Consider the following 24001-nt stretch of genomic DNA (forward strand, 5'->3'; position numbering starts at 1 on the left):
CACTTTGCGAAGGAGGCACGGTGTCAGATCAATGCTTCGCTGCGCTGACACCTTCCAGCGTGGCGAAAGAGGTGTCCTTCGCCGTCAGCAGGAAATCGCGCATGAATGGCGCATCCAGCATGTCGGCGCGAATGGCCGCGAACAGCGTGCAGTACAGGCCTTTCTCCCCCAGGCGCTTGGCCGTCACATAGCCCCGCGAGCTGTATTCGTGCAGTGCCCAGTTGGGCAGGCTGCAGACGCCGCGCCCGGACGCCACCAGCTGCATCATCATCACCGTCAGTTCCGAGGTGCGCACCTGAGCCGGCTCGACGTCGGCGGGTTCGAGGAAGCGGGTGAAGATGTCCAGGCGATCACGCTCGATGGGGTAGGTGATCAGCGTCAGGTTGGCCAGGTCGTCCGGGACGATGAAGGACTTGCCGGCCAGCGCATGGTGGTTATCCACCGCCAGCAGCGCCTCGTAGGTGAACAGCGGCACGTAGGTAATGCCGGCGATCTCCACCGGGTCTGAGGTCACCACCAGGTCCAGGTCGCCGCGGGCCAGCGCCGGGAGAGGGGCGAAGGAGAAGCCGGAGGCGAGGTCCAGCTCCACTTCCGGCCAGGCGTCGCGGAACTGGTCGATGGTCGGCATCAGCCACTGGAAGCAGCTGTGGCACTCGATGGCCATGTGCAGGCGACCGGCAGTGCCGCCGGCCAGGCGCGCCAGGTCGCGCTCGGCGCCGCGCAGTTGCGGCAGCACGGCGTCAGCCAGTTGCAGCAGGCGCAGGCCGGCGCTGGTGAAGCGCACCGGCTTGGTCTTGCGGATGAACAGGGACAGGCCGAGGCGTTCCTCCAGTTCCTTGAACTGGTGGGAGAGGGCGGACTGCGTCAGGTGCAGGCGCTCGGCGGCCTCCACCAGGCTGTCGGCTTCGCGCAGGGCATGCAGGGTTTTCAGGTGACGGAGTTCAAGCATGGCGCGACCTCGCCTCACTATGAGGAAATCTTGATAAAACAGCGGAGCAATTGAGCTGGTCTCATGATAAGCCGGCGACTGGCACTTCACCAGCACGCGTTCGCCGGCCCTGACTCACCGGGCTGGTATCACCAGCTCAGGTAGAACATGCCCTTGGCCAGCAGCACGATCAGCACCACGTGGGCGAAGACGCTGTAGTGGATGCGCCGGGAGCGCTGGCCGGTCATCCGCCCCACGCGGAACGAGTACATGGCGAAGATGAAATGCCCCAGGACGCTGGCGGCCAGCAGCAGCTTGAGGCTGAGCAATGTGGCGAAGGGCGATGCCAGCGGGTCGGCCAGCATCGGCGCGTAACGCAGGTGCAGCATGCCCAGGCCGCTGCCGAACAGGGTCAGGATCACCCAAGGCATCACTCGGCGCAGACGAAGACCCAGCGCTCCCTCGACCATTTTCATCGCCCGTGCCGGAACATGGCGGTGGACGCTTTCCAGAATCAGCACTTCGAAGAACACCGTGCCGACGAACAGGATCGCGGCGAACAGGTGCAGCACCAGCAGAATAGGGTAGGCCATGGCGAAACGTCCGAGCGGGGGCTCCTATCTTCGCGACTGTTGGGGCTGATTGCCCTTGATCCCTGTCATGGGAAGTCGGGAAGGGCCGTCGGTGACCGCTCAGCGCCTTTCATCAAACTGTCACGGACCTGTGGCAGAGCGAGCGACGGAAATTCATCAGAATCGCGCTCAACTGGGGTTTTGCGTTCCGGATTTTCATTCATGCGTGCTTTTCTTCTGGCGGTCGCTCTTTTCTGCGGCCTGTCCTCCCTCTCTTTTGCCGATCGGGCGGTTGCCGCCGATCGCTGCGATGCGCGAGTGCCGACCGAACTGGTCGACCTGGGCGACGTGCGTCTGGCTTACCAGAGTATCGGCCGTCCGCAGGACCCGACGCTGCTGCTGATCATGGGCCTGGGCGGCCAGCTGATCCACTGGCCGGACGAAGTGGTCGAGGCGCTCTGCCAGCAGGGCTTCCGGGTGATCCGCTACGATAACCGCGATGTCGGGCTGTCTTCGTGGCGCGTTCCTACACCCAGCGGCAACCTGACCTACGAAGTTATCCGCTACCGCCTCGGCTTGCCCGTGAGTGCGCCCTACAGCCTGACCGACATGGCTGGCGATGCCCTGCACCTGCTCGACGCGTTGCATGTCGAGCGCGCCCACGTATTGGGCGCGAGCATGGGCGGGATGATCGCCCAGCATGTGGCCGACATGGCGCCCGACCGTGTGATCAGCCTGACGCTGGTGATGACCAGTTCCGGCGCCGAAGGCCTGCCGGCGCCCAGCGAGTCGCTGCTGCGTCTGCTCGCCCGACGTGAAGCGGCCAGCCGCGAACAGGCCATCGAGCAGCAGGCTGACCTGCTGGCAGCCCTCGGCAGCCCGGCAGTGCGCGACGATCGTCAGCAATTGCTGCAGCAGGCGGCGCGTTCCTACGACCGTGCCTTCAACCCTGAAGGCGTGCAACGGCAGATGCTGGCGATCCTCGCCGAACCGAGCCGCGTGGAACTGCTCAACCGCCTGAATGTGCCAACCCTGGTGGTCCATGGCACCGCCGACCCGCTGCTGCCGGTGATGCACGGGGTGCACGTGGCGGCGCACATCCGCGGCTCGGTGCTCAAGCTGATTCCCGGCATGGCGCATCGCTTCCAGGAATACTTCAAGGAACCGCTGCTGGGCGCGGTGCTGCCTTACCTGCGCGAGCACCAGGGCGGCGGGCACGTCGCCCAGCTCTGAGCCGAGGCATCACCGGCAAGGGTTCAGTGCAGGCGCACCCAGACGAACACCAGCAGCGAGGCCGCTACCAGCCAGGCCAGCGCGGCCATCGCCAGCGACAACTCCAGGCGCAGGCGATCCACCATCAGGTAGAGCGCGGCGAGGTAGACGAAGTAGGGGATGATCGACCACATGCCGAACAGGATGGTGTTTTTCAGGTCGTCCAGCGAACGGCTCTTGCCGACGATGTAGTGGGCGATCAGGGCGAAGGTGGGGAACAGCGGCACCAGACCGGCGATGTAGTAATTGCGCGTCTTCGACAGCGCGGCGAGGATCAGCACCACGCCGGCGCCGATAGTTGCCTTGAGGATCAGGTCCACGTCGTTCCCTTATGCGGCGACGCCACCGGGGCGGTGGCGTCGGGGGATGGTTGGTGGATTATCCGCGAGACGGGCTTCCCGCTCCAATTCGACGTTCAGGCAACCTGCGTACTCGGTTCCAGTGGACTTTCGCTGCCGAGGAATTGTTCCAGACGTTCCCGCTGCCGGGCATTGAGGAACAGGCCGAGCTTGGTACGGCGCCAGAGGATGTCATCGGCGTCGCGCGCCCATTCCTCGTGGACCAGGTACTCCACTTCCCGTGCATAGAGCCCGGCGCCCAGGTGTTCGCCCAGCTCGCTGAGGTTGTGCGCGCCGTCGAGCAGCGCCCAGATGCGGCTGCCGTAGGTGCTGGCCCAACGGCGGGCGAGGGCGGGGTCGAGCTGGCGCAGGCGATCCATCAACTGAATGGCCAGGTCTTCCACCGTGGTCATCGCCTCGCCGCCGGGTAGCGGGGCGTCGGCAGTCCAGCGCGGCTTCATCACGCCGGCAAAATGCGGGGCCAGCTGCTCCAGCGCGGCTTCGGCGAGTTTGCGGTAGGTGGTCAGCTTGCCGCCGAACACCGATAGCAGCGGCGCTTCGCCGGGGGTGTTGTCCAGCGCCAGGGTGTAGTCGCGGGTCACGGCCGAAGGATCGTCGGATTCGTCGTCGCACAGCGGGCGCACGCCGGAGAAACTGCGCAGGATGTCCTGGCGGCCCAGCTGGCGCTTGAAGTGGGCATTGACCACGTTGAGCAGGTAGTCGGTCTCTTCTTCGCTGATGCTGATTTTCGCCGGGTCGCCCTGGTATTCGCGATCGGTGGTGCCGATCAGAGTGAACTGGCGCAGGTAAGGGATGGCGAAGACGATGCGCCGGTCCTCGTTCTGCAGGATGTAGGCATGCTCGCCTTCGTAGAGGCGCGGCACGATCAGGTGGCTGCCCTGGATCAGGCGGATGCCGTAGGGCGGCTTCTGGCGCAGTTCCTCACGCAGGAAACGGTCGACCCAGGGGCCGGCGGCGTTGACCAGCGCGCGGGCGCGTACCGAATACAGGCTGCCGTCGCGGCGCTCGAGGTGGAGGTGCCACAGCCCCTTGCTGCGGCGGGCGCTGACGCAGCGGGTGCGCGGATGAATGTGGGCGCCGTTCTCGCGGGCGGACATGGCGTTGAGCACCACCAGGCGCGCGTCGTCCACCGAGCAGTCGGAGTATTCGAAGCCGCGAGTGATCTCGGCCTTCAGCGGGCTGTCGAGGCCGAAGCGCAGGCCGCGGGAGGCCGGCAGCTTCTCGCGCTTGCCCAGGTGGTCATAGAGGAACAGGCCGGCGCGGATCATCCACGCCGGGCGCAGATGCGGACGGTGCGGCAGCACGAAGCGCAGCGGGTGGACGATGTGCGGCGCCTTGGCCAGCAGCACTTCGCGCTCGGCGAGGGCTTCTCGGACCAGGCGGAATTCGTAGTGCTCCAGGTAGCGCAGGCCGCCGTGGATCAGCTTGCTGCTGGCGGAGGAGGTGTGGGCGGCGAGGTCGTGCTGTTCGCAAAGGAACACCGACAGCCCGCGACCGGCGGCGTCTGCCGCGATCCCCGCGCCATTGATGCCGCCACCGATGACGGCCACGTCATAGACTTCGGCCAGGGGCGCGTGGCGCTTGCTGGTTGGGTTCATGGGGGCCGCCTTGGGGATTGAAAGTGAATCTTTTGATGTTCGTTTTCGAAAATATCCTAGTTCAGTGAATGAAATATGACCAGCCTTAAGCGCGAATTCGCGCAGGCATTCGTCTGAATGTTCGAAAGTGAAGGAGGTGAGTGCGGCTCAGACCAGTTCCAGCTGGACCTTGTGCTGCTGCATCAGGCGCACCACGGCGGTGGGCGGCGGGCTGTCGGTGAACACCCGGCTGACCAGGGAGATCGGGCCCAGGCGCACCACGGCGTTGCGCCCGAACTTGCTGGAGTCGGCGGCGAGGAAGACCTGCCGAGCGTTGTCGATAAGGGCGCGGGAAACGCGCACTTCCTGATAATCGAAGTCCAGCAGGCTGCCGTCTTCGTCGATGCCGCTGATACCGACCACGGCGAAGTCGACGCGGAACTGCTCGATGAAGTCCACCGCTGCCTGGCCGACCACGCCGCCGTCGGCGCGCACGGTACCGCCGGCGATCAGCACTTCGAAGTCGTCCTTGCCGGCGAGGATGCTGGCGACGTGCAGGTTGTTGGTGATGACCTTGAGGTTCTGGTGGCCGAGCAGGGCGCGGGCGATGGCTTCGGTGGTGGTGCCGATGTTGATGAACAGCGAGGCGTTGTCCGGGATGTGCGCGGCGATGGCGTCGGCGATGCGTTGCTTCTCGTCGCGCATCTGGTCGGCGCGGGTGTTGTAGGCGGTGTTCTCGATGCTCGAGTCCCAGGCCGCGCCGCCGTGGTAGCGACGCAGCAGGTTCTGTTCGGCGAGTTGGTTGATGTCGCGGCGGATGGTCTGCGGGGTGACGGCGAACTGCTGAGCCAGCTCCTCGATGCTCAGGTAGCCGCGTTCGCGGACCAGGTCGAGGATGCTTTGCTGTCGAGGGGGCAGGTTCATGCGGTGCGCTCGTGCGGACGGGCCGGGAGGGCAAGGATGCCGTACCGCGGCCTCTCTGTCATGCCAGGCGGGTTCGGCGCGGGCGCTTTCCCTCTCCCTAACCCTCTCCCTTAAGGGAGAGGGGACTGAGCGGCATCAAGCGGAGCACCAAGCTGGCCGGTCACTCCGAACGGCTTCCTCTCCCTTCTGGGAGAGGGCGGGGGAGAGGACTGTGCTTCGCTCAGGAATTTCCCTGGTCCGCAGGATGGGTGGAGCTTGCGATACCCATCAGCGCTGCTCGCACGGTCATCGATGGGTATCGCTTCGCTCCACACCATCCTACGGTGCCGGCAATGCGTTCAGTCTTCGGCCGCCCAGCCGCGCGTTCGCTCCACGGCCTTCTTCCAGCCCTTGTACAACCGCGCGCGCTCGGTCTCGTCGCAGGCCGGCTGGAACACTCGCTCGATCACCGCCTTGTTCTTCAGTTCGTCCAGGCCGCCCCAGAAGCCGCAGGCCAGGCCCGCCAGCACGGCGGCGCCGAGGGCGGTGGTCTCGCGCATCTGCGGGCGCTCCACCGGGGTGCCGAGGATGTCGGCCTGGAACTGCATGAGGAAGTTGTTGGCCACCGCGCCGCCGTCCACGCGCAGGGCGCGCAGCGGTTCGCCGGCGTCCTGCTGCATGGCATCAAGCACGTCGCGGGTCTGGTAGGCGATGGATTCCAGGGTGGCGCGGATCAGGTGGTCGGCCTTCACCCCGCGGGTCAGGCCGAACAGCGCGCCGCGGGCATAAGGGTCCCAGTAGGGCGCGCCAAGGCCGGTGAAGGCGGGGACCAGGTAGACGCCATTGCTGTCTTTCACCTTGGTAGCGAAGTATTCGGAGTCGTGGGCGTCGTTGATCACCTTGAGCTCGTCGCGCAGCCACTGCACGGTGGAGCCGCCGTTGAACACCGCGCCCTCCAGCGCATAGGCGACTTCGCCGTGCGGGCCGCAGGCGATGGTGGTGAGCAGGCCGTGGGTGGATTTCACCGCGTTGGCCCCGGTGTTCATCAGCAGGAAGCAGCCGGTGCCGTAGGTGTTCTTCGCCTGGCCCGGCTCCACGCACATCTGGCCGAACAACGCGGCCTGCTGGTCGCCGGCGATCCCGGCAATCGGCGTGCGATGCACACCGAGGCCGCCGACCTTGGCATGCCCGTAGACCTCCGAAGACGGACGAACCTGCGGCAGCATGGCGCGCGGCACACCCAGCGCGGCCAGCAGGCGCTCGTCCCAGTCGCGCTTGTGGATATCGAACATCAGGGTGCGCGAGGCGTTGGTGTAGTCGGTGACGTGCACTTCCCCTTCGGTGAGTTTCCAGATCAGCCAGCTGTCGACAGTGCCGAACAGCAGTTCGCCACGTTGAGCGCGTTCGCGGGCGCCGTCGACGTTATCGAGGATCCATTTGAGCTTGGTACCGGAGAAGTAGGGGTCGACGACCAGCCCGGTGGTGTCGCGGATGTGCTGTTCCAGGCCGTCACGCTTGAGTTGTTCGCAGATGGCCGCGCTGCGCCGGCATTGCCAGACGATGGCGTTGTGGATCGGCCGGCCGGTGGCCTTGTCCCATACCAGGGTGGTCTCGCGTTGGTTGGTAATGCCGATGGCGGCGACCTCGCCGAAGCCGATGTTGGCCTGGGCCAGGGCTTCCACCAGGGTCGAGCTCTGGGTCGCCCAGATTTCCATCGGGTCGTGCTCGACCCAGCCTGGCTGCGGGTAGATCTGCGCGAACTCGCGCTGGGCCGTGCTGACCACGTTGGCGTCATGGTCGAAGACGATGGCGCGCGAGCTAGTGGTGCCCTGGTCGAGGGCGACGACGTATTTCTTGTTCTTCGAATCGGTCATGCGGGCGGCCTTGTGCGGATTCCGTTCGGCAGTCCCGGCCGCGTGGGCCGGAAGGTGAATGGCGCAGACCATACGGGATTCGTCCACGTCGGTGAAGCGAACACCGTGCAGTGCAGCACGCCTTGGCTTACTGTTATGCGCTGGAAAGCCGCTTGCGAGAAGCCCGCCGATCATGACCCCCGCCATCGACCTGCTGAAGAAGAACCGTGCCGAACACCACGTGCTGAGCTACGAGCACGACCCGAAGGCGCCGTCCTACGGGTTGGAGGCCGCTGAGAAGCTCAACCTCGACCCGGCGCGGGTATTCAAGACCCTGCTGGCGGCCAGCGAGAAGGGCGAACTGCTGGTGGCGGTGGTGCCGGTGGTGGGCAGCCTGGACCTCAAGGCGCTGGCGCATGCGGCGGGCGTGAAGAAGGCCGACATGGCCGACCCCAACGCCGCGCAGCGTGCCACCGGTTACCTGGTGGGCGGCATCAGCCCGCTGGGGCAGAAGAAGCGCCTGCGCACCTTCATCGACGAGTCCGCCCAGAGCTTCCCGACCATCCATGTCAGCGCCGGCCGACGCGGTCTGGAAGTGGAACTGAGCGCCGAGATCCTGGCTGGGTTGACCTCGGCGAAGTTCGCGCCCATCGGGCGCCCCTGATCGCTCGACCCCAGGGACTGTGTGGTCCCTACTGTACGGTTCGCCGCCCGTCGGCTTCTGTCATGCTCGGCCATCACTTACAAGGAGATCGCCATGCTGCTCGACTTCCATCAGGTGGACGCCTTCACCGACCGTCCCTTCGCCGGCAACCCGGCCATGGTCTACCGCCTCGACGCGTGGCTGAGCGATGAGCTGATGCAGAAGATCGCGGCCGAGCACAATCTGTCGGAGACTGCCTTCCTGGTAAAAGAGCCTGAGGGATGGCGCATCCGCTGGTTCACCCCGACCGCCGAAGTGCCGCTGTGTGGCCACGCCACCCTGGCCAGTGCCCATGTGCTGTTCGAGGTGTTCGATGAACCGGGCGAAGTGCTGGAACTCAACTCCTTGTCCGGCCCGCTGCGCGTGAGCCGCGAGGATGGCCGGCTGGCACTGAACTTCCCGGCTCAGCCGCCGAGTGAAACGGGCGCTACCGTGGAGTTGGCCAGCGCACTGGGCGTGGATGTGGTGGACGCCTTGAGCAACGCCTCGCACCTGCTGGCGCTGCTGGAGTCCGAGCAGGCCGTGCGCGACTGCAAGCCGGACTTTGCCGCCCTGGCGCGCCTGCCTTACCTGGGGGTGATCGTCACCGCGCGCAGCGATGACTACGACTTCGTCTCGCGCTTCTTCGCCCCGGCCATCGGCCTCAACGAAGACCCGGTGACCGGCGCTGCCCACTGCAGCCTGATTCCCTACTGGTCGGGCCGCCTGAACAAGCTGCAGATGCGCGCCTTCCAGTGCTCCGCGCGCGGCGGCGAGCTGTGGTGCCGCCTGGAGGACGACCGCGTGAGCATCGCCGGGTACGCGCGCCTGGTGACCAGCGGTCGTCTGCTGGTTGTTTGATCTGTGACCGGGGGCCATGCCGTCCCCCGGCGTACCCTTGCCTTCACTCACGGCCTCGCCGCACCTGCGCGGCGCGTCCGAAAGGAGGCAAATCCATGGCAATCCTGCTCATCGCTGACTATCAATCCACCGGCGCCCCCGCGGCTCTCACTCCGGCGACCCTGAGCGCCCTGACGGCTGCGAGACAAATCGGCGGCGAGGTCCATCTGCTGCTGGCTGGCAGCGATCTCGGTGATCTGGCCGAGCGCGCTTGCTGCCTCGACGGTGTGGCGCGGGTCCTGCTCGCGGACGATACGACCTATGACCACCTGCTGGCGGAAAACCTGTCCGCGCTGGTCGTCAGCCTGGCGCCGCACTACTCGCATATCCTCGCGCCGGCCACTGCCGTCGGCCGTGACTGCCTGCCACGGATCGCCGCGCTGCGGGATGTCGATGCAGTGTCGGACGTCATCGCCGTGCTCGACCGCGACACCTTCCAGCGCCCGATCTACGCTGGCAACGCTATCGCGACAGTACGCTGCGACGGGCCGGTGATCGTGTTGGGCATCCGTCCCACGGCATTCGATCCCGTCGCAACCGAGGGCGGCAGCGCCGTGCTCGAACGCATTGGCGGGCCGGGCGATCTTGGCCTGTCGCGTTGGCAGGGCGAGGAGCACCCGGACTTCGAGCGTCCTGCCCTGGAGTCGGCGAAAGTCATTGTCGCTGGCGGGCGCGGATTGCAGACGCAGGAGGGTTTCGCCGCGCTCTATCCGCTGGCAGATCGGTTGCAGGGCGCCGTGGGCGCGTCACTGGCGGCGGTGGACGCGGGTTTCGCACCGGCGGAGCTGCAGATAGGCCAGTCCGGGCGCATCGTCGCGCCGGAGCTTTACCTGGCCGTGGGGATTTCCGGCGCCGTGCAGCATGTGGCGGGCATGAAGGACGCCAAGGTCATTGCCGCGATCAACCTCGACCCGGATGCACCGATCTTCGAGATAGCCGACTACGGCCTGCAGGGCGACCTGTTCGAGTTGCTGCCGGAGCTTGAGAGGGCGCTCGGCTAGAGCGCCACGCTGCCCTGGGCGGGGAACAGCACCAGATGCTCGGCGGCCACCCCGATGGCCACTTCGTCGCCCGGCTGATGGTCGGCGTGACTGGGGAAGAGGGATTCCAGCTGGGTGCCGGTAGGCAATTGCAGGCGGTACAGGGTGGCGGCGCCGAGGAACGACTTGCCGACAATCCGTGCCTTCAGCGCGCCCTCGGCGGCTGGCACCAGGTCGTCCGGGCGTAGCAGCACATCCACCGCGCTGCCGTCCGGCAGGCTGTAGGCGCGGTTGCCGCGCAGCAGGCCGAGTTCGGTTTGCACTGCGTCACTGCCGCACATCTGTCCGCGAATGAAATAGCCCTGGCCGACAAAGCTGGCGACGAAGGGCGTCTGCGGCTCGTGGTAGAGATTGAACGGGGTGTCCCACTGTTCCAGCAGGCCGTTGCGGAACACGCCGACGTGGTCGCTGACGGCGAAGGCCTCTTCCTGATCGTGGGTTACGAGGATGGCACTGGTACCGCGTGCCTTGAGGATGTCGCGCACTTCGTGGCTGAGCTGGCGGCGCAGTTCCACGTCGAGGTTGGAGAAGGGTTCGTCGAGCAGCAGCAATTGCGGCTGCGGCGCCAGCGCGCGGGCCAGGGCCACGCGTTGCTGCTGGCCGCCGGAGAGCTCGTGGGGGAAGCGCTGGCCGAGGCCGTCGAGCTTCACCAGCTCCAGCAGCTCGCCGACGATGCGCTCACGCTCGGGATGCTTGCGGATGCCGAAGGCGATGTTGTCGGCCACCGACAGGTGTGGGAACAGCGCGTAGTCCTGGAACACCATGCCGATCCGGCGTTTCTCCGGCGACAGGGTGAAGCCGGGACGGGAGATGACTTCGCCACCCAGCTCGATGCGGCCGCCCTGCACCGGCTCGAAACCGGCGATGGCGCGCAGGGTGGTGGTCTTGCCGCAGCCCGAGGGACCGAGCAAGCAGCCGATGTCACCGGCGTTCAGGTGCAGGCTGACGCCTTGCACCACACGCTGCTGTTCATAGCCACAGGAAAGATCGTCGAGATTGAGCAGCAGCGTCTGGGTCATCGGACTCGAAGTGGGGCTTAGGCGTAGTGCGCGTGCTCGACCAGCATCTCGAGCAGTGCCTTCTGGGCGTGGAGACGGTTTTCCGCCTGGTCCCAGGCCACGGAGCGCGCGTCGTCCAGCAGGTCTTCGCTGATCTCTTCGCCACGGTGGGCCGGCAGGCAGTGCATGAATAGTACATCCGCCGCCGCGCCATCGAGCAGCGCACGTGTTACCTGATATGGCTGGAACAGGCGCAGGCGTGCGGCTGCTTCGTCTTCCTGGCCCATCGAGGCCCAGACGTCGGTGCTCACCAGGTGCGCGCCGGCCACCGCCTCGCGTGGGTCGCGGAATATCTTCACGCGCTCGCCGGCCTGTTCCATCAGCGCGGCGTTCGGCTCGTAGCCTTCCGGGCAGGCCACGTTCAGTTGGAAGTCGAAGCGGATCGCCGCCTCGATGTAGCTGTTGCACATGTTGTTGCCGTCGCCGATCCAGCTCACGGTCTTGCCGGCGATGCTGCCACGGTGTTCGTGGAAGGTCTGCATGTCGGCCAGTAGCTGACAGGGGTGCAGGTCATCCGACAGGCCGTTGATCACCGGCACGCGGGAGTTCTCGGAGAACTCGATCAGGTTGCTGTGGGCGAAGGTGCGGATCATCACCGCATCGACCATCCGCGACATCACCCGCGCGGCATCGGCGATCGGCTCGCCACGGCCCAGCTGGGTGTCGCGGGGGGAGAGGAAGATGGCCTGGCCGCCGAGCTGGATCATGCCGGCTTCGAAGGAAATCCGCGTCCGGGTCGAGGCCTTCTCGAAGATCATGCCCAGCACGCGGTTCTTCAACGGTTCGTAGAGCACGCCTCGGTCTCGCAGGTCCTTCAGCTCGGTGGCGCGGCGGATCAGACCGAGCAGTTCTTCGGTCGTGTAATCCAGCATCGAGAGGAAGTGACGTGCGCTCATGGTTCGTACCTACTACTTATTCTCAGAATCAGGCCGAGGTACCGACCGGCTTTCGTGAGAAAAAACGGGCTGAACCTGCGGCGGGACCGCATGGAGCGGAAAATGGGGGAAGGCGCGATCTTATAAGGAAATGTCGCGCCTTTACAATGGCGACTTGTGGCGCATTTTTTCGCGGGTCAAGAGTGCCCGCATAGTCGTTGCCGGCAGCCGACCATCAGCGCTTTTTGAGAAATACCATCGCAGAGGTCCATTGGACATTCCCATCGTTCAGGACAACATGTCGACGACGGCGATCCACGTTCTGATTAATCGGGACCGAATCGATCAGGTACTCGAGTGGTGGTAACGCCCAGTTCATGCCGTCGATTAGCGTGGCGTCAGTTGTGGCATCGATGATGTACTTCTGGAACTGACGTTGAGTGAAGAACTCGGGATGAACATGTTCATCGAGTAGCATCAGTTCGGTGGCGACACAGACTATACCGCCAGGGCGCACGACCCGAACCATCTCGCGCATGGCCTGTGCGGAATTTTCGTGACCGCCGAAGTGCTCGATTGACGACAGGCTCCAGCAGAAATCGAAACTGTCATCGGCGTAAGGGAGGGCTGTGCCGTTGGCATTCTCGAACTTGATGTTGGTCAGGTTGATGGGGCGCGGACAGAATTTCTGTGTGTCCGTTATGACCTCGCTTGATGCTTCTTTGCCCCCGGCTGCAGACCACTCCTCGTTGCCATAGAGGTCGGTTGCCACCACCTCGCCTATCCTGTCGGCGAGCCAGAAAATCACTGGTTCCCTACCGGCGCCTACTCCAAGGGCTTTGGCATTGCCTGCGATCACGCCGCTTTTGCCCAGCCCATAGAGGCAGTGAGTCCATTCCCAGCTCTTGCGGTAGATATGGCCGGCTTCAGTGAAGAAAACATGCTTGTCGACGGAGTACGTTTCCAACTCCTCATGCAAACGCATCCACTCTTGATCGTCGTATCTAGCGGGATTGATTACTTCGGAAAGCATCGGGTGCCCTCTACTCAGATTGATCACATTGGCCATCACAAAACGTAGAGCAGATTGGGCGGAAATCCAGCAGGCTCGAGCGGAAATCGATTATCTGAGCGAGCCATCGGTAGATGGCTGTTACTGATGCAGGCAGATTCACCCGACGGAAGCTGGTGGTGCTTCGCCGGGACTGGATTCATAGTGCTTTCGACCCCGCGACCGGCCCCATGAGGCGCCGGCGACAACAATAACGAGGCGAGCCATGAGCAAGACCCTCCACCACCGTGCGTGCCACCTGTGCGAGGCCATCTGCGGCCTGACCATCGAGACCGAGGACGAGCGCATCCTCTCGATCAAGGGCGATGCCCTGGACAGCTTCAGCCGCGGCCACGTCTGCCCCAAGGCGGTGGCGTTGCAGGACATCCAGAACGATCCGGACCGCCTGCGCCAGCCGGTGCGCCGCGTCGGCAACGAGTGGCAGCCGATCGGCTGGGACGAGGCTTTCGAGCTGGTCGCCACGCGCCTGGCGGAGATTCGCGAGCGCCATGGCAACGACGCGGTGGCCGTGTACCAGGGCAACCCCAGCGTGCACAACTACGGGCTGATGACCCATAGCAATTACTTACTCGGCCAGCTGAAGACCCGCAACCGGTACTCGGCGACTTCGGTCGACCAGCTGCCGCACCATCTGGTCAGCCAGCAGATGTTCGGCCACGGCCTGCTAATCCCGATTCCCGACATCGACCACACCGATTTCATGTTGATCCTGGGCGGCAACCCGCTGGCTTCCAACGGCAGCATCATGACCGTGCCTGACGTGGAGAAACGCCTGAAGGCGCTGAAGGCGCGCGGCGGCAGGCTGGTCGTGGTCGACCCGCGCCGCACCGAGACGGCGGCGCTGGCGGACCAGCACCTGTTTGTCCGCCCTGGCGAAGATGCAGCCTTGTTGCTGGGCATCCTCGACACGCTGCTCAACGAAGGGCTGACCCGCGAAACCTCCCTGCCGGTCACCGGCCTGGATACGGTCCACGAGGCCTTGGCACCTTTCAAATTGGCGGCCATGGCGACGCGCTGTGGCGTGCCGGCGGAAGACATCCGCCAACTGGCGCGGGCTTTCGCCGCTGCCGACAAGGCGGTCTGCTACGGGCGCATGGGTGTTTCGACGCAAGTCTTCGGCAGCCTGTGCCAGTGGCTGGTGCAGTTGATCAACCTGGTTACCGGCAACCTCGACCGCGTCGGCGGCACCTTGTGCACCACGCCGGCCGTGGACCTTGTGGCGACTACCGCGGGCGGCGCGTTCAACCGCTGGCAGAGCCGCGTATCTGGCCTGCCGGAGTACGGCGGCGAGCTGCCGGTGGCGGCGCTTGCCGAGGAGATGCTGACCGAAGGGGAAGGGCAGGTGCGCGCTCTGGTGACGGTGGCGGGCAACCCGGTGCTGTCCACGCCCAATGGCCGCCGCCTCGAGCAGGCGCTGGATGGCCTGGAGTTCATGCTCAGCGTCGACCTCTACATCAACGAGACGACCCGCTACGCCGACCTGATCCTGCCTCCCACCGCGCCCCTGGAGCACGATCACTACGACACCACCTTCAACGTCTTCGCGGTGCGCAATGTCACGCGCTTCAACGAGGCGATCCTGCCCAAACCCGAAGGCGCTCTGCACGACTGGGAGATCTTCGTCGGCCTGGCCAAGGCCTACGCCGCGCGCCAGGGCAGCGAGCTCAAGCCGACCATGGCGCCGGAGCAGATGATCGAGATGGGCCTGCGCTTCGGCCCCTACGGCGACGCCAGCGAGCACAAGCTCAACCTGGCGCGGCTGCGCGAACACCCCCATGGGCTGGACCTGGGCCCGCTGCAGCCGAACCTGGCGCCGCGATTGAAGACCGCCAGCCGCAGCATCGAAGCGGCACCGGAGATATTCCTGGGTGACCTGCGTCGCTTCGCCGACACCCAGTCGCCGGCCATCGATCAACTGCTGCTGATCGGTCGTCGCCATGTGCGCAGCAACAATTCCTGGATGCACAACTATCACCGCCTGGTGAAGGGCAAACCGCGCTATCAGTTGCTGATGCACCCGCAGGACCTAGCTTCGCGCGGGCTGGTGGACGGGCAGAAGGTGCGGGTGCGTTCGCGGGTCGGCAGCATCGAGATCGAAGTGGCTGCCAGCGACGAAGTCATGGCCGGCGTGGTCAGCCTGCCGCACGGCTGGGGCCACGGGCGACCGGGGGTGCAGCTGGCCATCGCCCGCGAGCAGGGCGGTGCCAGCGCCAACGACCTGACGGATGAACGCCACCTGGATGCGCTCTCCGGCAACACAGCGCTCAACGGGGTACCGGTGGAGGTAGAGGCGGCCTGACAAGCTGACGCGCGTCACCTGCAAAGCCGAGCGTTGCACTCGGCTTTGCAGTACAATGCGCGGTACCGTGCCGGCCTATGCCCTGAGAGGCGACTGCCGGGTCAGTGTCTGATAGTTAAGCCGAGGAAGTTCATGGATATCATCGATACCATCAAAGAGCAGATCTCCAGCAACCCCGTTCTGCTGTACATGAAGGGTTCGCCGAACGCTCCCCAGTGCGGTTTCTCGTCCCGCGCCGCGCAGGTGCTGATGGCTTGTGGCGAGAAGTTCGCCTATGTCGACATCCTGCAGAACCCGGAAATCCGCGCCAACTTGCCCAAGTACGCCAACTGGCCGACCTTCCCGCAACTGTGGGTCGGCGGTGAACTCGTTGGCGGCAGCGACATCCTGGCCGAGATGTTCGAGAAGGGTGAGCTGCAACCGCTGATCAAGGACGCCGTGAGCAAGGCCAACGCCTGAGTCTTTCGTGCTGCCGCACAGAGCCCCGCCTTGGCGGGGCTTTGTTTTTGGGAAGAAATAAAAGATGACTGAACAGACGCGGGCCAATGCCGCGCGCTGGGCGTGCGGATACTGCTTCGCCATGGGCGGGATGGTCCATGGCAGCGTGATGGGGCGGGTTCCGGCCCTCAAGAGCATGACCGGGGTGGACGAGCAGCAACTGGGCCAGGCCCTGCTGGGCGCGGGCTTCGGCGCGCTGCTGGCGTTTGCCTTCGCCGGCGCGCTGGTACGCCGCTATGGCAGCCGGGCGATCACCGTGGTGTCGGGGCTGGCGCTGATGGCGACCTTCCCACTGCTTGGGCTGGCGCAGGACGTCTGGGTCCTGGCGGCGGGCTTTCTCGCCGTCGGCCTGACCTTCGCGACCATGGACGTGGCGATGAACACCCAGGCGGTGGAAGTCGAGCGGCGCCTCGGCCGCCCGTGCATCTCCAGCCTGCACGGCATGTACAGCCTGGGCGGCCTGGTCGGCGCTGTCGGGGCGGCGGCCTTCGCCGACCTGGCGCCGATCTGGCACTTCAGCCTGCTGGCGCTGATCGCCGTGGCGATCCTGCCGCTCTTCGCCCGCCATCTATTCGAGGGCCGTCCGGAACCCATGGAGGAGGAGGCGCCAGCCCAACGTGGCTGGCGCCTGCCGCCACCGGCACTGATCGGGCTGGGTCTGCTGACTCTCTGCGCATTCGTTTCCGAAGGGGCGGTCGCCGACTGGGGCGCCTTGCTGCTGCACCAGGTATTGGGTGCGTCCGAACGCCTGGCGGCACTGGGCTTTGCGGCGTTCTCCGCAACCATGGTGCTGGGGCGGTTGTTCGGTGATCGCTTGCGCGTACGCTTCGCCGACGAGGCGCTGGTGCGCAACCTCGCACTGCTTGCGATTGCGGGCATGCTGCTGGCGTTGTTCAGCCCTTGGGTGGCCGGAGCGATTGCCGGATTCGCCCTGGTGGGCGCGGGCCTGTCGGTGGTGGTGCCGATCCTGATCGGTGCGGCGGGCAACCGGCCGGGCGTCGAGCCTTCGCGCGGTGTGGCGGCGGTGGCGTCGTTCGGTTATGGCGGTTTGCTGATGGGCCCGCCGCTGATCGGCTTCCTCGCCGAGCACGTGGGCTTGCGCCTGTCGCTGCTGGTGGTGATCGGGCTGTGCGCGGGCCTGGTGTTCAAGGCCGGACTGGTGCGCCGTCCGCCGAAGGCGAACGTCTAGAAGGGAAGGGCACCGGCGTCCACAACTGCGCCGGTGCCTTTTGCCTGATCAGTCGTCTTCGTGCATGTGCGACTGCAGGTAGTTTTCCAGGCCGACTTTCTGGATCAGGCCCAGTTGGGTTTCCAGGTAGTCGATGTGCTCTTCCTCGGACTCGAGAATGTCCTTGAGCAGATCGCGGCTGACGTAGTCATGCACGCTTTCGCAATGCACGATGGCGTCGCGCAGGTCCTTGCAGGCCTTGAGTTCCAGGTTCAGGTCGCACTGCAGCATTTCCTGGGTGTTCTCGCCGACCAGCAGCTTGCCCAGGTCCTGCAGGTTGGGCAGGCCTTCGAGGAACAGAATGCGTTCGATGAGCTTGTCGGCGTGCTTCATCTCATCGATGGACTCGTGGTACTCGTGCGCGCCGAGGCGCTTCAGGCCCCAGTCGTTCCACATGCGCGAGTGCAGGAAGTACTGGTTGATGGCGATCAGCTCGTTGCCGAGGATCTTGTTCAGATGCTGGATGACTTTCTTGTCGCCTTTCATGCCGGGGTCCTGCCGTGTGGAGTGGGAGAGATTGAAATTCTCGCCCCCTTATAACCACATGTCAAACATAAGTGCTTGAATTTGTTATAAAAAGGAATATGAATGCGAATGTTTTCATTCCGCATCCCGGCGCTAAATCCCTGAATTTCAGGCATAAAAAAACCGGGCAATGGCCCGGTTTCTTCGGAATTTCGGCTGAACTGATCAGCGGTATTTTTCTCAACCCGCCGCGTAGGCCAGGTTGTAGTTCATCGACTGGGCACTCTGCAGATCGCCGAGGGTATCGCGAACCACCTGCTTGGCCAGGCACGCGCACTTGCCGCATTGGGTGCCGACACCGGTGCATTCGCGCACTTCGCGGTAGTTGCAGGCGCCGTCGTAGATCGCATCGCGGATCTGGGTATCGGTAACACCGTTGCAGAGGCAGACGTACATGGTTGCACTACTTGTCGCTGTGGGGTTGTTGGAAGCGATACTAATAATAATGAGAATGATTGTCAAAAGTTGCCGAGGTCTCATTTCGACGGCCCGATAAATGGTCAACCGGTTCAATGAGTTAGCGCCGAGGCCGCGCAGATGTAGGTGTTGCGGGCGGGGTGTATGATGGCTGCCCCCACTGGAGTGGCGGGCTCTCAAGCACGGCAGTTTCGACCGGGCGGAGCCTCCACTCCCCAGCGTCTCACCATTAAGGAGAAGGAAATGAGCGTACTCGTAGGTAAGAAAGCTCCCGATTTCAACGTGGCCGCCGTGCTGGGCACTGGCGAGATCGTCGACAGCTTCGTGCTGTCCGAAGCCATCAAGGGCAAGTACGGCCTGGTGTTCTTCTACCCGCTGGACTTCACCTTCGTCTGCCCGTCCGAGCTGATCGCCCTGGATCACCGCATCCCCGACTTCCGGGCGCGCAACGTCGAAGTGATCGGCGTCTCCATCGACTCCCACTTCACCCACAACGCCTGGCGCAACACCCCGGTGGACAAGGGCGGTATCGGCCCGGTGAAGTACACCCTGGCCGCCGACATCACCCACGAGATCTGCAAGGCCTATGACGTCGAGTCCGAAGGCGGCGTGGCTTTCCGAGGGGCATTCCTGATCGACAAGAACGGCGTGGTGCGTTCGCAGATCGTCAACGACCTGCCGCTGGGCCGTAACATGGACGAGCTGCTGCGTCTGGTCGACGCCCTGCAGTTCACCGAGGAGCACGGCGAAGTCTGCCCGGCCAACTGGAAGAAGGGCGACAAGGGCATGGCCGCTTCGCCCGAAGGCGTTGCCGCCTACCTGGCCGAGCATGCCGGTAAGCTGTAACGCTGGCGGCCCATGAAAAAGCCCCGCTAGTGCGGGGCTTTTTCATTCAGGAAGGCACGATCAGTGATCGTCTTCCATCCAGCCGCCGAATTCCTTCCAGCGGTTGACGATGCCGCAGAACAGCTCGGCGGTCTTCTCGGTGTCGTAGCGCGCCGAGTGCGCCTCGCGGTTGTCGAACTCGATGCCGGCAGTCTGGCAGGCCTTGGCCAGCACGGTCTGGCCGTAGGCGAGGCCGGCGAGGGTGGCGGTATCGAAGCTGGAGAACGGGTGGAACGGGTTGCGCTTCACGCCGCTGCGGTTGACCGCGGCGTTGAGGAAGCCCAGGTCGAAGCTGCTGTTGTGGCCGACCAGGATCGCCCGCTTGCAGCCGTTGGACTTCAGCGACTTGCGAATGCCACGGAAGATCTCGGTCAGCGCCTGCTCTTCCGGCACGGCCATGCGTAGCGGGTGGTCCAGCTTGATGCCGGTGAACTCCAGCGCCGCCTGCTCAATGTTGGCGCCTTCGAAGGGCTCCACACGGAAGAAGTAGGTGTGCTCCGGGAACAGGTAGCCACTCTCGTCCATGCCGATGGTGACGGCGGCGATTTCCAGCAGGGCATCGGTGCCGGCGTTGAAGCCGCCGGTCTCGACATCCACGACCACCGGCAGGTAGCCACGGAAGCGGCGCGCCATCGGGTGGCGCGGGCCGGGCGGGAAGGAACCGTCGAGTTCTTCTTCGAAGATTTCGTTCTCGTCACTCATGCCTCGGTCTCCAGCAGGCGCCAGCGCAGTTTTTCACCCGCGCGCAGCGGAACCACGTCGAAGTCACCGAACGGCAGCGCCGCCGGGGCTTCCCACTCTTCGCGGACCAGGGTGATGCGATCGCTGTTGCGCGGCAGGCCGTAGAAGTCCGGGCCGTGGAAGCTGGCAAAGCCTTCCAGCTTGTCCAGCGCATTGCGCTGCTCGAAGGCTTCGGCGTATAGCTCGATGGCGGCATAGGCGGTGTAGCAGCCGGCGCAACCACAGGCGGCTTCCTTGGCGTGGCGCGCGTGGGGGGCCGAGTCGGTGCCGAGGAAGAATTTCGGGCTGCCGCTGGTGGCCGCATCCAGCAGGGCTTCCTGGTGGGTGTTGCGCTTGAGGATCGGCAGGCAATAGAAGTGCGGGCGGATGCCGCCAACCAGCATGTGGTTGCGGTTGTACAGCAGGTGGTGCGCGGTGATGGTGGCGCCGACGTTGGCCGGGGCGGCCTTGACGAAGGCGGCGGCATCGCCGGTGGTGATGTGCTCGAAGACCACCTTGAGAGTCGGGAAACGCTCGACCACGCGGGTCAGGTGCTCGTCGATGAAGCGTTTCTCGCGGTCGAACACGTCGACCTCGGCGCGGGTCACCTCACCGTGCACCAGCAGCGGCAGGCCGACTTCGGCCATGGCTTCGAGCACATGGAAGATGTTGTCGACGCTGGTGACGCCGGAATCGGAGTTGGTGGTGGCGCCGGCCGGGTACAGCTTGGCGGCGTGCACGAAGCCGGAGGCCTTGGCGGTGCGGACTTCCTCGACGCTGGTGCGGTCGGTGAGGTACAGCACCATCAGCGGCTCGAAACGGCTGCCGGCCGGACGGGCGGCCAGGATGCGCTGGCGGTAGGCGTCGGCTTCGGCGGCGTTGCGTACCGGCGGGACCAGGTTCGGCATGATGATGGCGCGGCCGAAGGTGCGCGCGGCGTCGCCGACGGTTTGCGCGAGTGCGGCGCCGTCGCGCAGGTGGATGTGCCAGTCGTCGGGGCGCAGGAGTGTCAGGCGGTCGGACATGCGGATTCCAGGGGTGCGGTTGCAGCGGGAAGAGGGTGAAATGCTACCGGAAAAGCCCGCCGCCGGCACTCGCTATCAAGTTTTGCCGAGGCTGACCGATAGAATCTGGGACGCCTTTTTACCTGTGTGGAAGCCATCGTGCGCCAGCCCTCTCTGCTCCTGCTCACTCTCTGCGCCAGCCTTCCGGCCTGGGGGCTGACCTTCCAGACGCGCATGGAGAGTGCGCAATGGACGGTGGCGGGCGACCAGTTCGAGTGCCGGTTGTCGCAGAGCGTGGCCGGTTTCGGCCTGGGCGAGTTCGTCTGGCGCGCGGGCGAGCAGCCGACCTTCCGCCTCAAGCCGCAGACCGGCTGGCTGGGCAGCGGTTCTGCGACCCTGCTGGCGGCCGCGCCGCCATGGCGCCCAGGGCAGGGCGACCTGAATCTGGGGGCGGTGCAGGTCGGTTCGGGCGACGTTCCCTTCAATAGTACCCAGCAGCAGGCCGGGCGCCTGCTCGGCGGCCTGCTGGAAGGTCGTGCGCCGGAGGTCCGCCACCGCACGCGCACTGGCGAGAACCTGCTGGTGCGGCTGATGCCGACGCGTTTCGCCGATGGATACACGAAATTCCAGGACTGCTCGACGAAGATGCTTCCGGTCAACTTCGACCAGGTGCGCCAGAGCCAGGTCGGCTTCCCGGACGGCGGTACCGAGGTCGACCCGTTGGGCCGCGCCAAGCTGGACATCATCCTGCAATATATGAAGGCCGATCCGACGGTGAACCGTATCGAGCTGGACGGCCACTCCGACAACAGCGGCAACCGTCTGGCCAACCGCGAGGCCTCGCGCCGCCGCGCCATCGCGGTGATGGAGTACCTCAAGGCCAACGGTGTGGCGGAATCGCAGATCACCGTGCGTTTCTATGGCGAGCGCTACCCGCTGGTGAAGAACAATTCCGCCGCCAACCGCGCGAAGAACCGCCGGGTGACGGTGAACCTGTCCCGCGAGGCGGTCGTCGAACAGGTTCCCGCCGAAGCCCCGCCAGCCCCCGCCGCCGCTGCGCCCAGCACGCCGGCTCCGGCTGCCAGCGCGCCCGCTCAGGGCGCCCCGGCAGCGCCATCGGCCAGCGCTGCCAATCCACCCTCCACGCCGCCCACGACTCCCAAGGGTTGAGCCGCGGCGTCGGGTCGCACCGACGATAGTATTTGTCGCTTTGTCGTCAAAAGCTGTCGCCCCTCTGTAAATTATTCCGAGCGGACAGTAGAATCGACCCCTTTCGTGACAACCCCCGTGGAGTTGAGTGGCATGGCGGACGTGAAGAAGGTAGTCCTGGCGTATTCCGGTGGCCTGGACACCTCCGTAATTCTGAAGTGGCTGCAGGATACCTATAACTGTGAAGTGGTGACCTTCACCGCCGACCTGGGTCAGGGCGAGGAGGTCGAGCCGGCCCGCGCCAAGGCCAAGCAGATGGGCGTGAAAGAGGTCTTCATCGAGGACCTGCGAGAAGAGTTCGTCCGCGACTTCGTCTATCCGATGTTCCGTGCCAACACCGTCTACGAAGGCGAGTACCTGCTGGGTACCTCCATCGCCCGCCCGCTGATCGCCAAGCGCCTGATCGAGATTGCCAACGCCACCGGCGCTGACGCCATCTCCCACGGCGCCACCGGCAAGGGCAACGACCAGGTGCGTTTCGAGCTGGGCGCCTACGCGCTCAAGCCGGGCGTGAAGGTGATCGCTCCCTGGCGCGAGTGGGACCTGCTGTCCCGCGAGAAGCTGATGGACTACGCCGAAGCCCACAACATCCCGATCGAGCGCCACGGCAAGAAGAAATCGCCGTACTCCATGGATGCCAACCTGCTGCACATCTCCTATGAAGGCGGCGTGCTGGAAGACACCTGGACCGAGCACGAAGAGGACATGTGGAAGTGGACCGTCTCCCCGGAGAAGGCCCCTGACGCGGCGACCTACATCGAGCTGACCTACCGCAAGGGCGACATCGTTGCCATCGACGGCAAGGACATGAGCCCGGCGCAGGTACTGACCGAGCTGAACCGCATCGGCGGCGCCAACGGCATCGGTCGACTGGACATCGTCGAGAACCGTTACGTCGGCATGAAGTCCCGCGGCTGCTACGAGACCCCCGGCGGCACCATCATGCTCAAGGCGCACCGTGCCATCGAGTCGATCACCCTGGACCGCGAAGTCGCTCACCTGAAGGACGAGCTGATGCCGCGTTACGCCAAGCTGATCTACACCGGCTACTGGTGGAGCCCGGAGCGCGAGATGCTCCAGCAGATGATCGATGCCTCCCAGGAACACGTGAACGGCGTCGTGCGCCTGAAACTGTACAAGGGCAACGTCATCGTGGTCGGCCGCAAGTCCGACGACTCGCTGTTCGACGCCAACATCGCGACCTTCGAGGAAGACGGCGGCGCCTACAACCAGGCCGATGCCGCTGGCTTCATCAAGCTCAACGCGCTGCGCATGCGTATCGCCGCGAACAAGGGCCGCAAGCTGTTCTGATAAGCTTGCGTCTCCCGTGACAAGCAAACCCCGGCCACGAGCCGGGGTTTGTGTTTATAAGCCCGTCAACCGGGCACCTGATGAGGAAAGAACCGATGAGACTGCTGCACACCATGCTGCGCGTCGGCGACATGGACAAATCCATCGCCTTCTACACCGAAGTCCTGGGCATGACCCTGCTGCGCCGCAAGGATTACCCGGACGGCCAGTTCACCCTGGCTTTCGTGGGCTACGGCAACGAGGACGACAACAGCGTCATCGAGCTGACCTACAACTGGGGTGTGGACAAGTACGAGCTGGGCACCGGCTATGGCCATATCGCCCTGGAAGTGGCCGACGTCTACAAGGCCTGCGAGGACATCCGCTCCCGTGGTGGCAAGATCACCCGCGAGCCGGGCCCCATGAAGCACGGCACCAGCATCCTGGCCTTCGTCGAGGACCCGGACGGCTACAAGATCGAACTGCTGTCGCCGCAGCGCAAGGACTGACCTTCCAGTCCTCGGAAACCCCGCCTCGAGCGGGGTTTTTCTTTTCCGGTGCGGGAAGTCGAGCCTTTGGCCAGGAAGGGCGCCCGAGCCTGCCTGGGGCGACAAAAGTTCGCAGGTTATCTCGTGCGGGCTCTCGTTCGTCGGGCGCAATGCCCGAGGCAGACACCGTGCAGTGCCTTTTCGGAGGCTGCTCCCGGCGCCTGGGGGATTAGGAATCATCTGATGTCCGCGAAGAACGCTGCTACGGATACTTCAGCCAGTATCCACGGGTTGCTCCCCGACGCCGCCAAGCAGGCCGGCCGGCTGCACCTTCGGTCCCTCGACGC

Annotated in this window: 24 protein-coding genes; 11 read left to right on the forward strand and 13 right to left on the reverse strand. The window is 64.9% G+C overall.

What is annotated here, in order from left to right; translation table 11 throughout:
• Window positions 1-28 precede the first annotated feature (28 nt).
• Window positions 29-949 (reverse strand): transcriptional regulator MetR, encoded by a 921-nt coding sequence (gene metR / locus ACKI1H_RS12215; RefSeq protein WP_138520709.1) that lies wholly within the window; start codon window positions 947-949, stop codon window positions 29-31.
• 128 nt (window positions 950-1077) lie between these two features.
• Window positions 1078-1521, reverse strand: coding sequence for a CopD family copper resistance protein (locus ACKI1H_RS12220; protein ID WP_440468470.1), 444 nt, complete (start codon window positions 1519-1521; stop codon window positions 1078-1080).
• Between the two features lie 201 nt (window positions 1522-1722).
• Here ACKI1H_RS12220 and ACKI1H_RS12225 point away from each other — a divergent pair, with 201 nt between their 5' ends.
• Window positions 1723-2733: an alpha/beta fold hydrolase gene (locus tag ACKI1H_RS12225; RefSeq protein ID WP_440468471.1), complete on the forward strand. Its 1011-nt coding sequence runs from the start codon at window positions 1723-1725 to the stop codon at window positions 2731-2733.
• Between the two features lie 23 nt (window positions 2734-2756).
• On the opposite strand, the gene ACKI1H_RS12230 is transcribed toward ACKI1H_RS12225, so the two are convergent.
• From ACKI1H_RS12230 to glpK, 4 genes are all read right to left on the reverse strand, one after another.
• Window positions 2757-3083, reverse strand: coding sequence for a GlpM family protein (locus tag ACKI1H_RS12230; RefSeq protein WP_440468856.1), 327 nt, complete (start codon window positions 3081-3083; stop codon window positions 2757-2759).
• Window positions 3084-3187: 104 nt separating this feature from the next.
• Window positions 3188-4729, reverse strand: coding sequence for a glycerol-3-phosphate dehydrogenase (gene glpD / locus ACKI1H_RS12235; RefSeq protein ID WP_440468472.1), 1542 nt, complete (start codon window positions 4727-4729; stop codon window positions 3188-3190).
• Between the two features lie 147 nt (window positions 4730-4876).
• On the reverse strand, window positions 4877-5632 hold the full coding sequence (locus ACKI1H_RS12240; RefSeq protein ID WP_440468473.1) for a DeoR/GlpR family transcriptional regulator: 756 nt from the start codon (window positions 5630-5632) through the stop codon (window positions 4877-4879).
• Window positions 5633-5970: 338 nt separating this feature from the next.
• On the reverse strand, window positions 5971-7485 hold the full coding sequence (gene glpK, locus ACKI1H_RS12245; RefSeq protein WP_138520715.1) for a glycerol kinase GlpK: 1515 nt from the start codon (window positions 7483-7485) through the stop codon (window positions 5971-5973).
• A 172-nt stretch (window positions 7486-7657) separates the two neighbouring features.
• Here glpK and ybaK point away from each other — a divergent pair, with 172 nt between their 5' ends.
• The 3 genes from ybaK to ACKI1H_RS12260 all read left to right on the forward strand — a co-directional run bounded on the left by ybaK (window position 7658) and on the right by ACKI1H_RS12260 (window position 10047).
• Complete coding sequence (gene ybaK, locus ACKI1H_RS12250) at window positions 7658-8128, forward strand: Cys-tRNA(Pro) deacylase (protein WP_440468474.1); 471 nt, start codon at window positions 7658-7660, stop codon at window positions 8126-8128.
• A 93-nt stretch (window positions 8129-8221) separates the two neighbouring features.
• The gene (locus ACKI1H_RS12255; RefSeq protein WP_440468475.1) at window positions 8222-9007 is read left to right on the forward strand and encodes a PhzF family phenazine biosynthesis protein; all 786 of its coding nucleotides are present in this window, start codon (window positions 8222-8224) and stop codon (window positions 9005-9007) included.
• Window positions 9008-9102: 95 nt separating this feature from the next.
• Window positions 9103-10047 (forward strand): electron transfer flavoprotein subunit alpha/FixB family protein, encoded by a 945-nt coding sequence (locus tag ACKI1H_RS12260; RefSeq protein ID WP_440468476.1) that lies wholly within the window; start codon window positions 9103-9105, stop codon window positions 10045-10047.
• Here ACKI1H_RS12260 and ACKI1H_RS12265 read toward each other — a convergent pair.
• The 3 genes from ACKI1H_RS12265 to ACKI1H_RS12275 form a co-directional block, all read right to left on the reverse strand.
• Window positions 10044-11105: an ABC transporter ATP-binding protein gene (locus tag ACKI1H_RS12265; protein ID WP_138520717.1), complete on the reverse strand. Its 1062-nt coding sequence runs from the start codon at window positions 11103-11105 to the stop codon at window positions 10044-10046. The two genes, ACKI1H_RS12260 and ACKI1H_RS12265, sit on opposite strands and share 4 nt — an antisense overlap.
• Before the next feature lie 17 nt (window positions 11106-11122).
• The gene (gene argF / locus ACKI1H_RS12270; RefSeq protein WP_138520718.1) at window positions 11123-12040 is read right to left on the reverse strand and encodes an ornithine carbamoyltransferase; all 918 of its coding nucleotides are present in this window, start codon (window positions 12038-12040) and stop codon (window positions 11123-11125) included.
• Between the two features lie 214 nt (window positions 12041-12254).
• Window positions 12255-13052, reverse strand: a complete 798-nt coding sequence (locus ACKI1H_RS12275) for a class I SAM-dependent methyltransferase (RefSeq protein ID WP_440468477.1) — start codon at window positions 13050-13052, stop codon at window positions 12255-12257.
• A gap of 244 nt (window positions 13053-13296) precedes the next feature.
• Between ACKI1H_RS12275 and ACKI1H_RS12280 the strand changes: the two genes are divergently transcribed.
• The 3 genes from ACKI1H_RS12280 to ACKI1H_RS12290 all read left to right on the forward strand — a co-directional run bounded on the left by ACKI1H_RS12280 (window position 13297) and on the right by ACKI1H_RS12290 (window position 17077).
• Window positions 13297-15390, forward strand: a complete 2094-nt coding sequence (locus ACKI1H_RS12280; protein WP_440468478.1) for a molybdopterin oxidoreductase family protein — start codon at window positions 13297-13299, stop codon at window positions 15388-15390.
• Between the two features lie 132 nt (window positions 15391-15522).
• Window positions 15523-15849 (forward strand): Grx4 family monothiol glutaredoxin, encoded by a 327-nt coding sequence (gene grxD / locus ACKI1H_RS12285; protein WP_017521010.1) that lies wholly within the window; start codon window positions 15523-15525, stop codon window positions 15847-15849.
• 64 nt (window positions 15850-15913) lie between these two features.
• On the forward strand, window positions 15914-17077 hold the full coding sequence (locus ACKI1H_RS12290) for an MFS transporter (RefSeq protein WP_440468479.1): 1164 nt from the start codon (window positions 15914-15916) through the stop codon (window positions 17075-17077).
• Between the two features lie 48 nt (window positions 17078-17125).
• On the opposite strand, the gene bfrB is transcribed toward ACKI1H_RS12290, so the two are convergent.
• Together bfrB and ACKI1H_RS12300 are read right to left on the reverse strand one after the other, a co-directional pair.
• On the reverse strand, window positions 17126-17602 hold the full coding sequence (gene bfrB, locus ACKI1H_RS12295; RefSeq protein WP_138520721.1) for a bacterioferritin BfrB: 477 nt from the start codon (window positions 17600-17602) through the stop codon (window positions 17126-17128).
• A gap of 219 nt (window positions 17603-17821) precedes the next feature.
• A complete protein-coding gene (locus ACKI1H_RS12300) occupies window positions 17822-18037 on the reverse strand; it encodes a bacterioferritin-associated ferredoxin (protein WP_138520722.1) in 216 nt (71 codons plus the stop codon).
• Between the two features lie 264 nt (window positions 18038-18301).
• Between ACKI1H_RS12300 and ACKI1H_RS12305 the strand changes: the two genes are divergently transcribed.
• Window positions 18302-18904 carry a peroxiredoxin gene (locus ACKI1H_RS12305; protein ID WP_138520723.1) on the forward strand — a complete coding sequence of 201 codons (603 nt, stop codon included), beginning with the start codon at window positions 18302-18304 and terminating at the stop codon, window positions 18902-18904.
• 60 nt (window positions 18905-18964) lie between these two features.
• Here ACKI1H_RS12305 and rnt read toward each other — a convergent pair whose 3' ends face one another.
• Both rnt and pyrC read right to left on the reverse strand, forming a co-directional pair.
• Complete coding sequence (rnt, locus tag ACKI1H_RS12310) at window positions 18965-19645, reverse strand: ribonuclease T (RefSeq protein WP_037011317.1); 681 nt, start codon at window positions 19643-19645, stop codon at window positions 18965-18967.
• The gene (pyrC, locus tag ACKI1H_RS12315) at window positions 19642-20688 is read right to left on the reverse strand and encodes a dihydroorotase (RefSeq protein WP_138520724.1); all 1047 of its coding nucleotides are present in this window, start codon (window positions 20686-20688) and stop codon (window positions 19642-19644) included. The genes rnt and pyrC overlap by 4 nt, the downstream gene beginning before the upstream one ends.
• Before the next feature lie 138 nt (window positions 20689-20826).
• Here pyrC and ACKI1H_RS12320 point away from each other — a divergent pair, with 138 nt between their 5' ends.
• From ACKI1H_RS12320 to gloA, 3 genes are all read left to right on the forward strand, one after another.
• Window positions 20827-21837, forward strand: coding sequence for a flagellar protein MotY (locus ACKI1H_RS12320; RefSeq protein ID WP_440468480.1), 1011 nt, complete (start codon window positions 20827-20829; stop codon window positions 21835-21837).
• A gap of 132 nt (window positions 21838-21969) precedes the next feature.
• A complete protein-coding gene (locus tag ACKI1H_RS12325) occupies window positions 21970-23187 on the forward strand; it encodes an argininosuccinate synthase (protein WP_138520725.1) in 1218 nt (405 codons plus the stop codon).
• Window positions 23188-23282: 95 nt separating this feature from the next.
• Window positions 23283-23675 (forward strand): lactoylglutathione lyase, encoded by a 393-nt coding sequence (gene gloA, locus ACKI1H_RS12330; protein ID WP_017521018.1) that lies wholly within the window; start codon window positions 23283-23285, stop codon window positions 23673-23675.
• Window positions 23676-24001: the final 326 nt, after the last annotated feature.

Source organism: Pseudomonas sp. YH-1 (assembly GCF_051990045.1).
GTDB classification, from domain to species: Bacteria; Pseudomonadota; Gammaproteobacteria; order Pseudomonadales; family Pseudomonadaceae; genus Pseudomonas; species Pseudomonas nicosulfuronedens.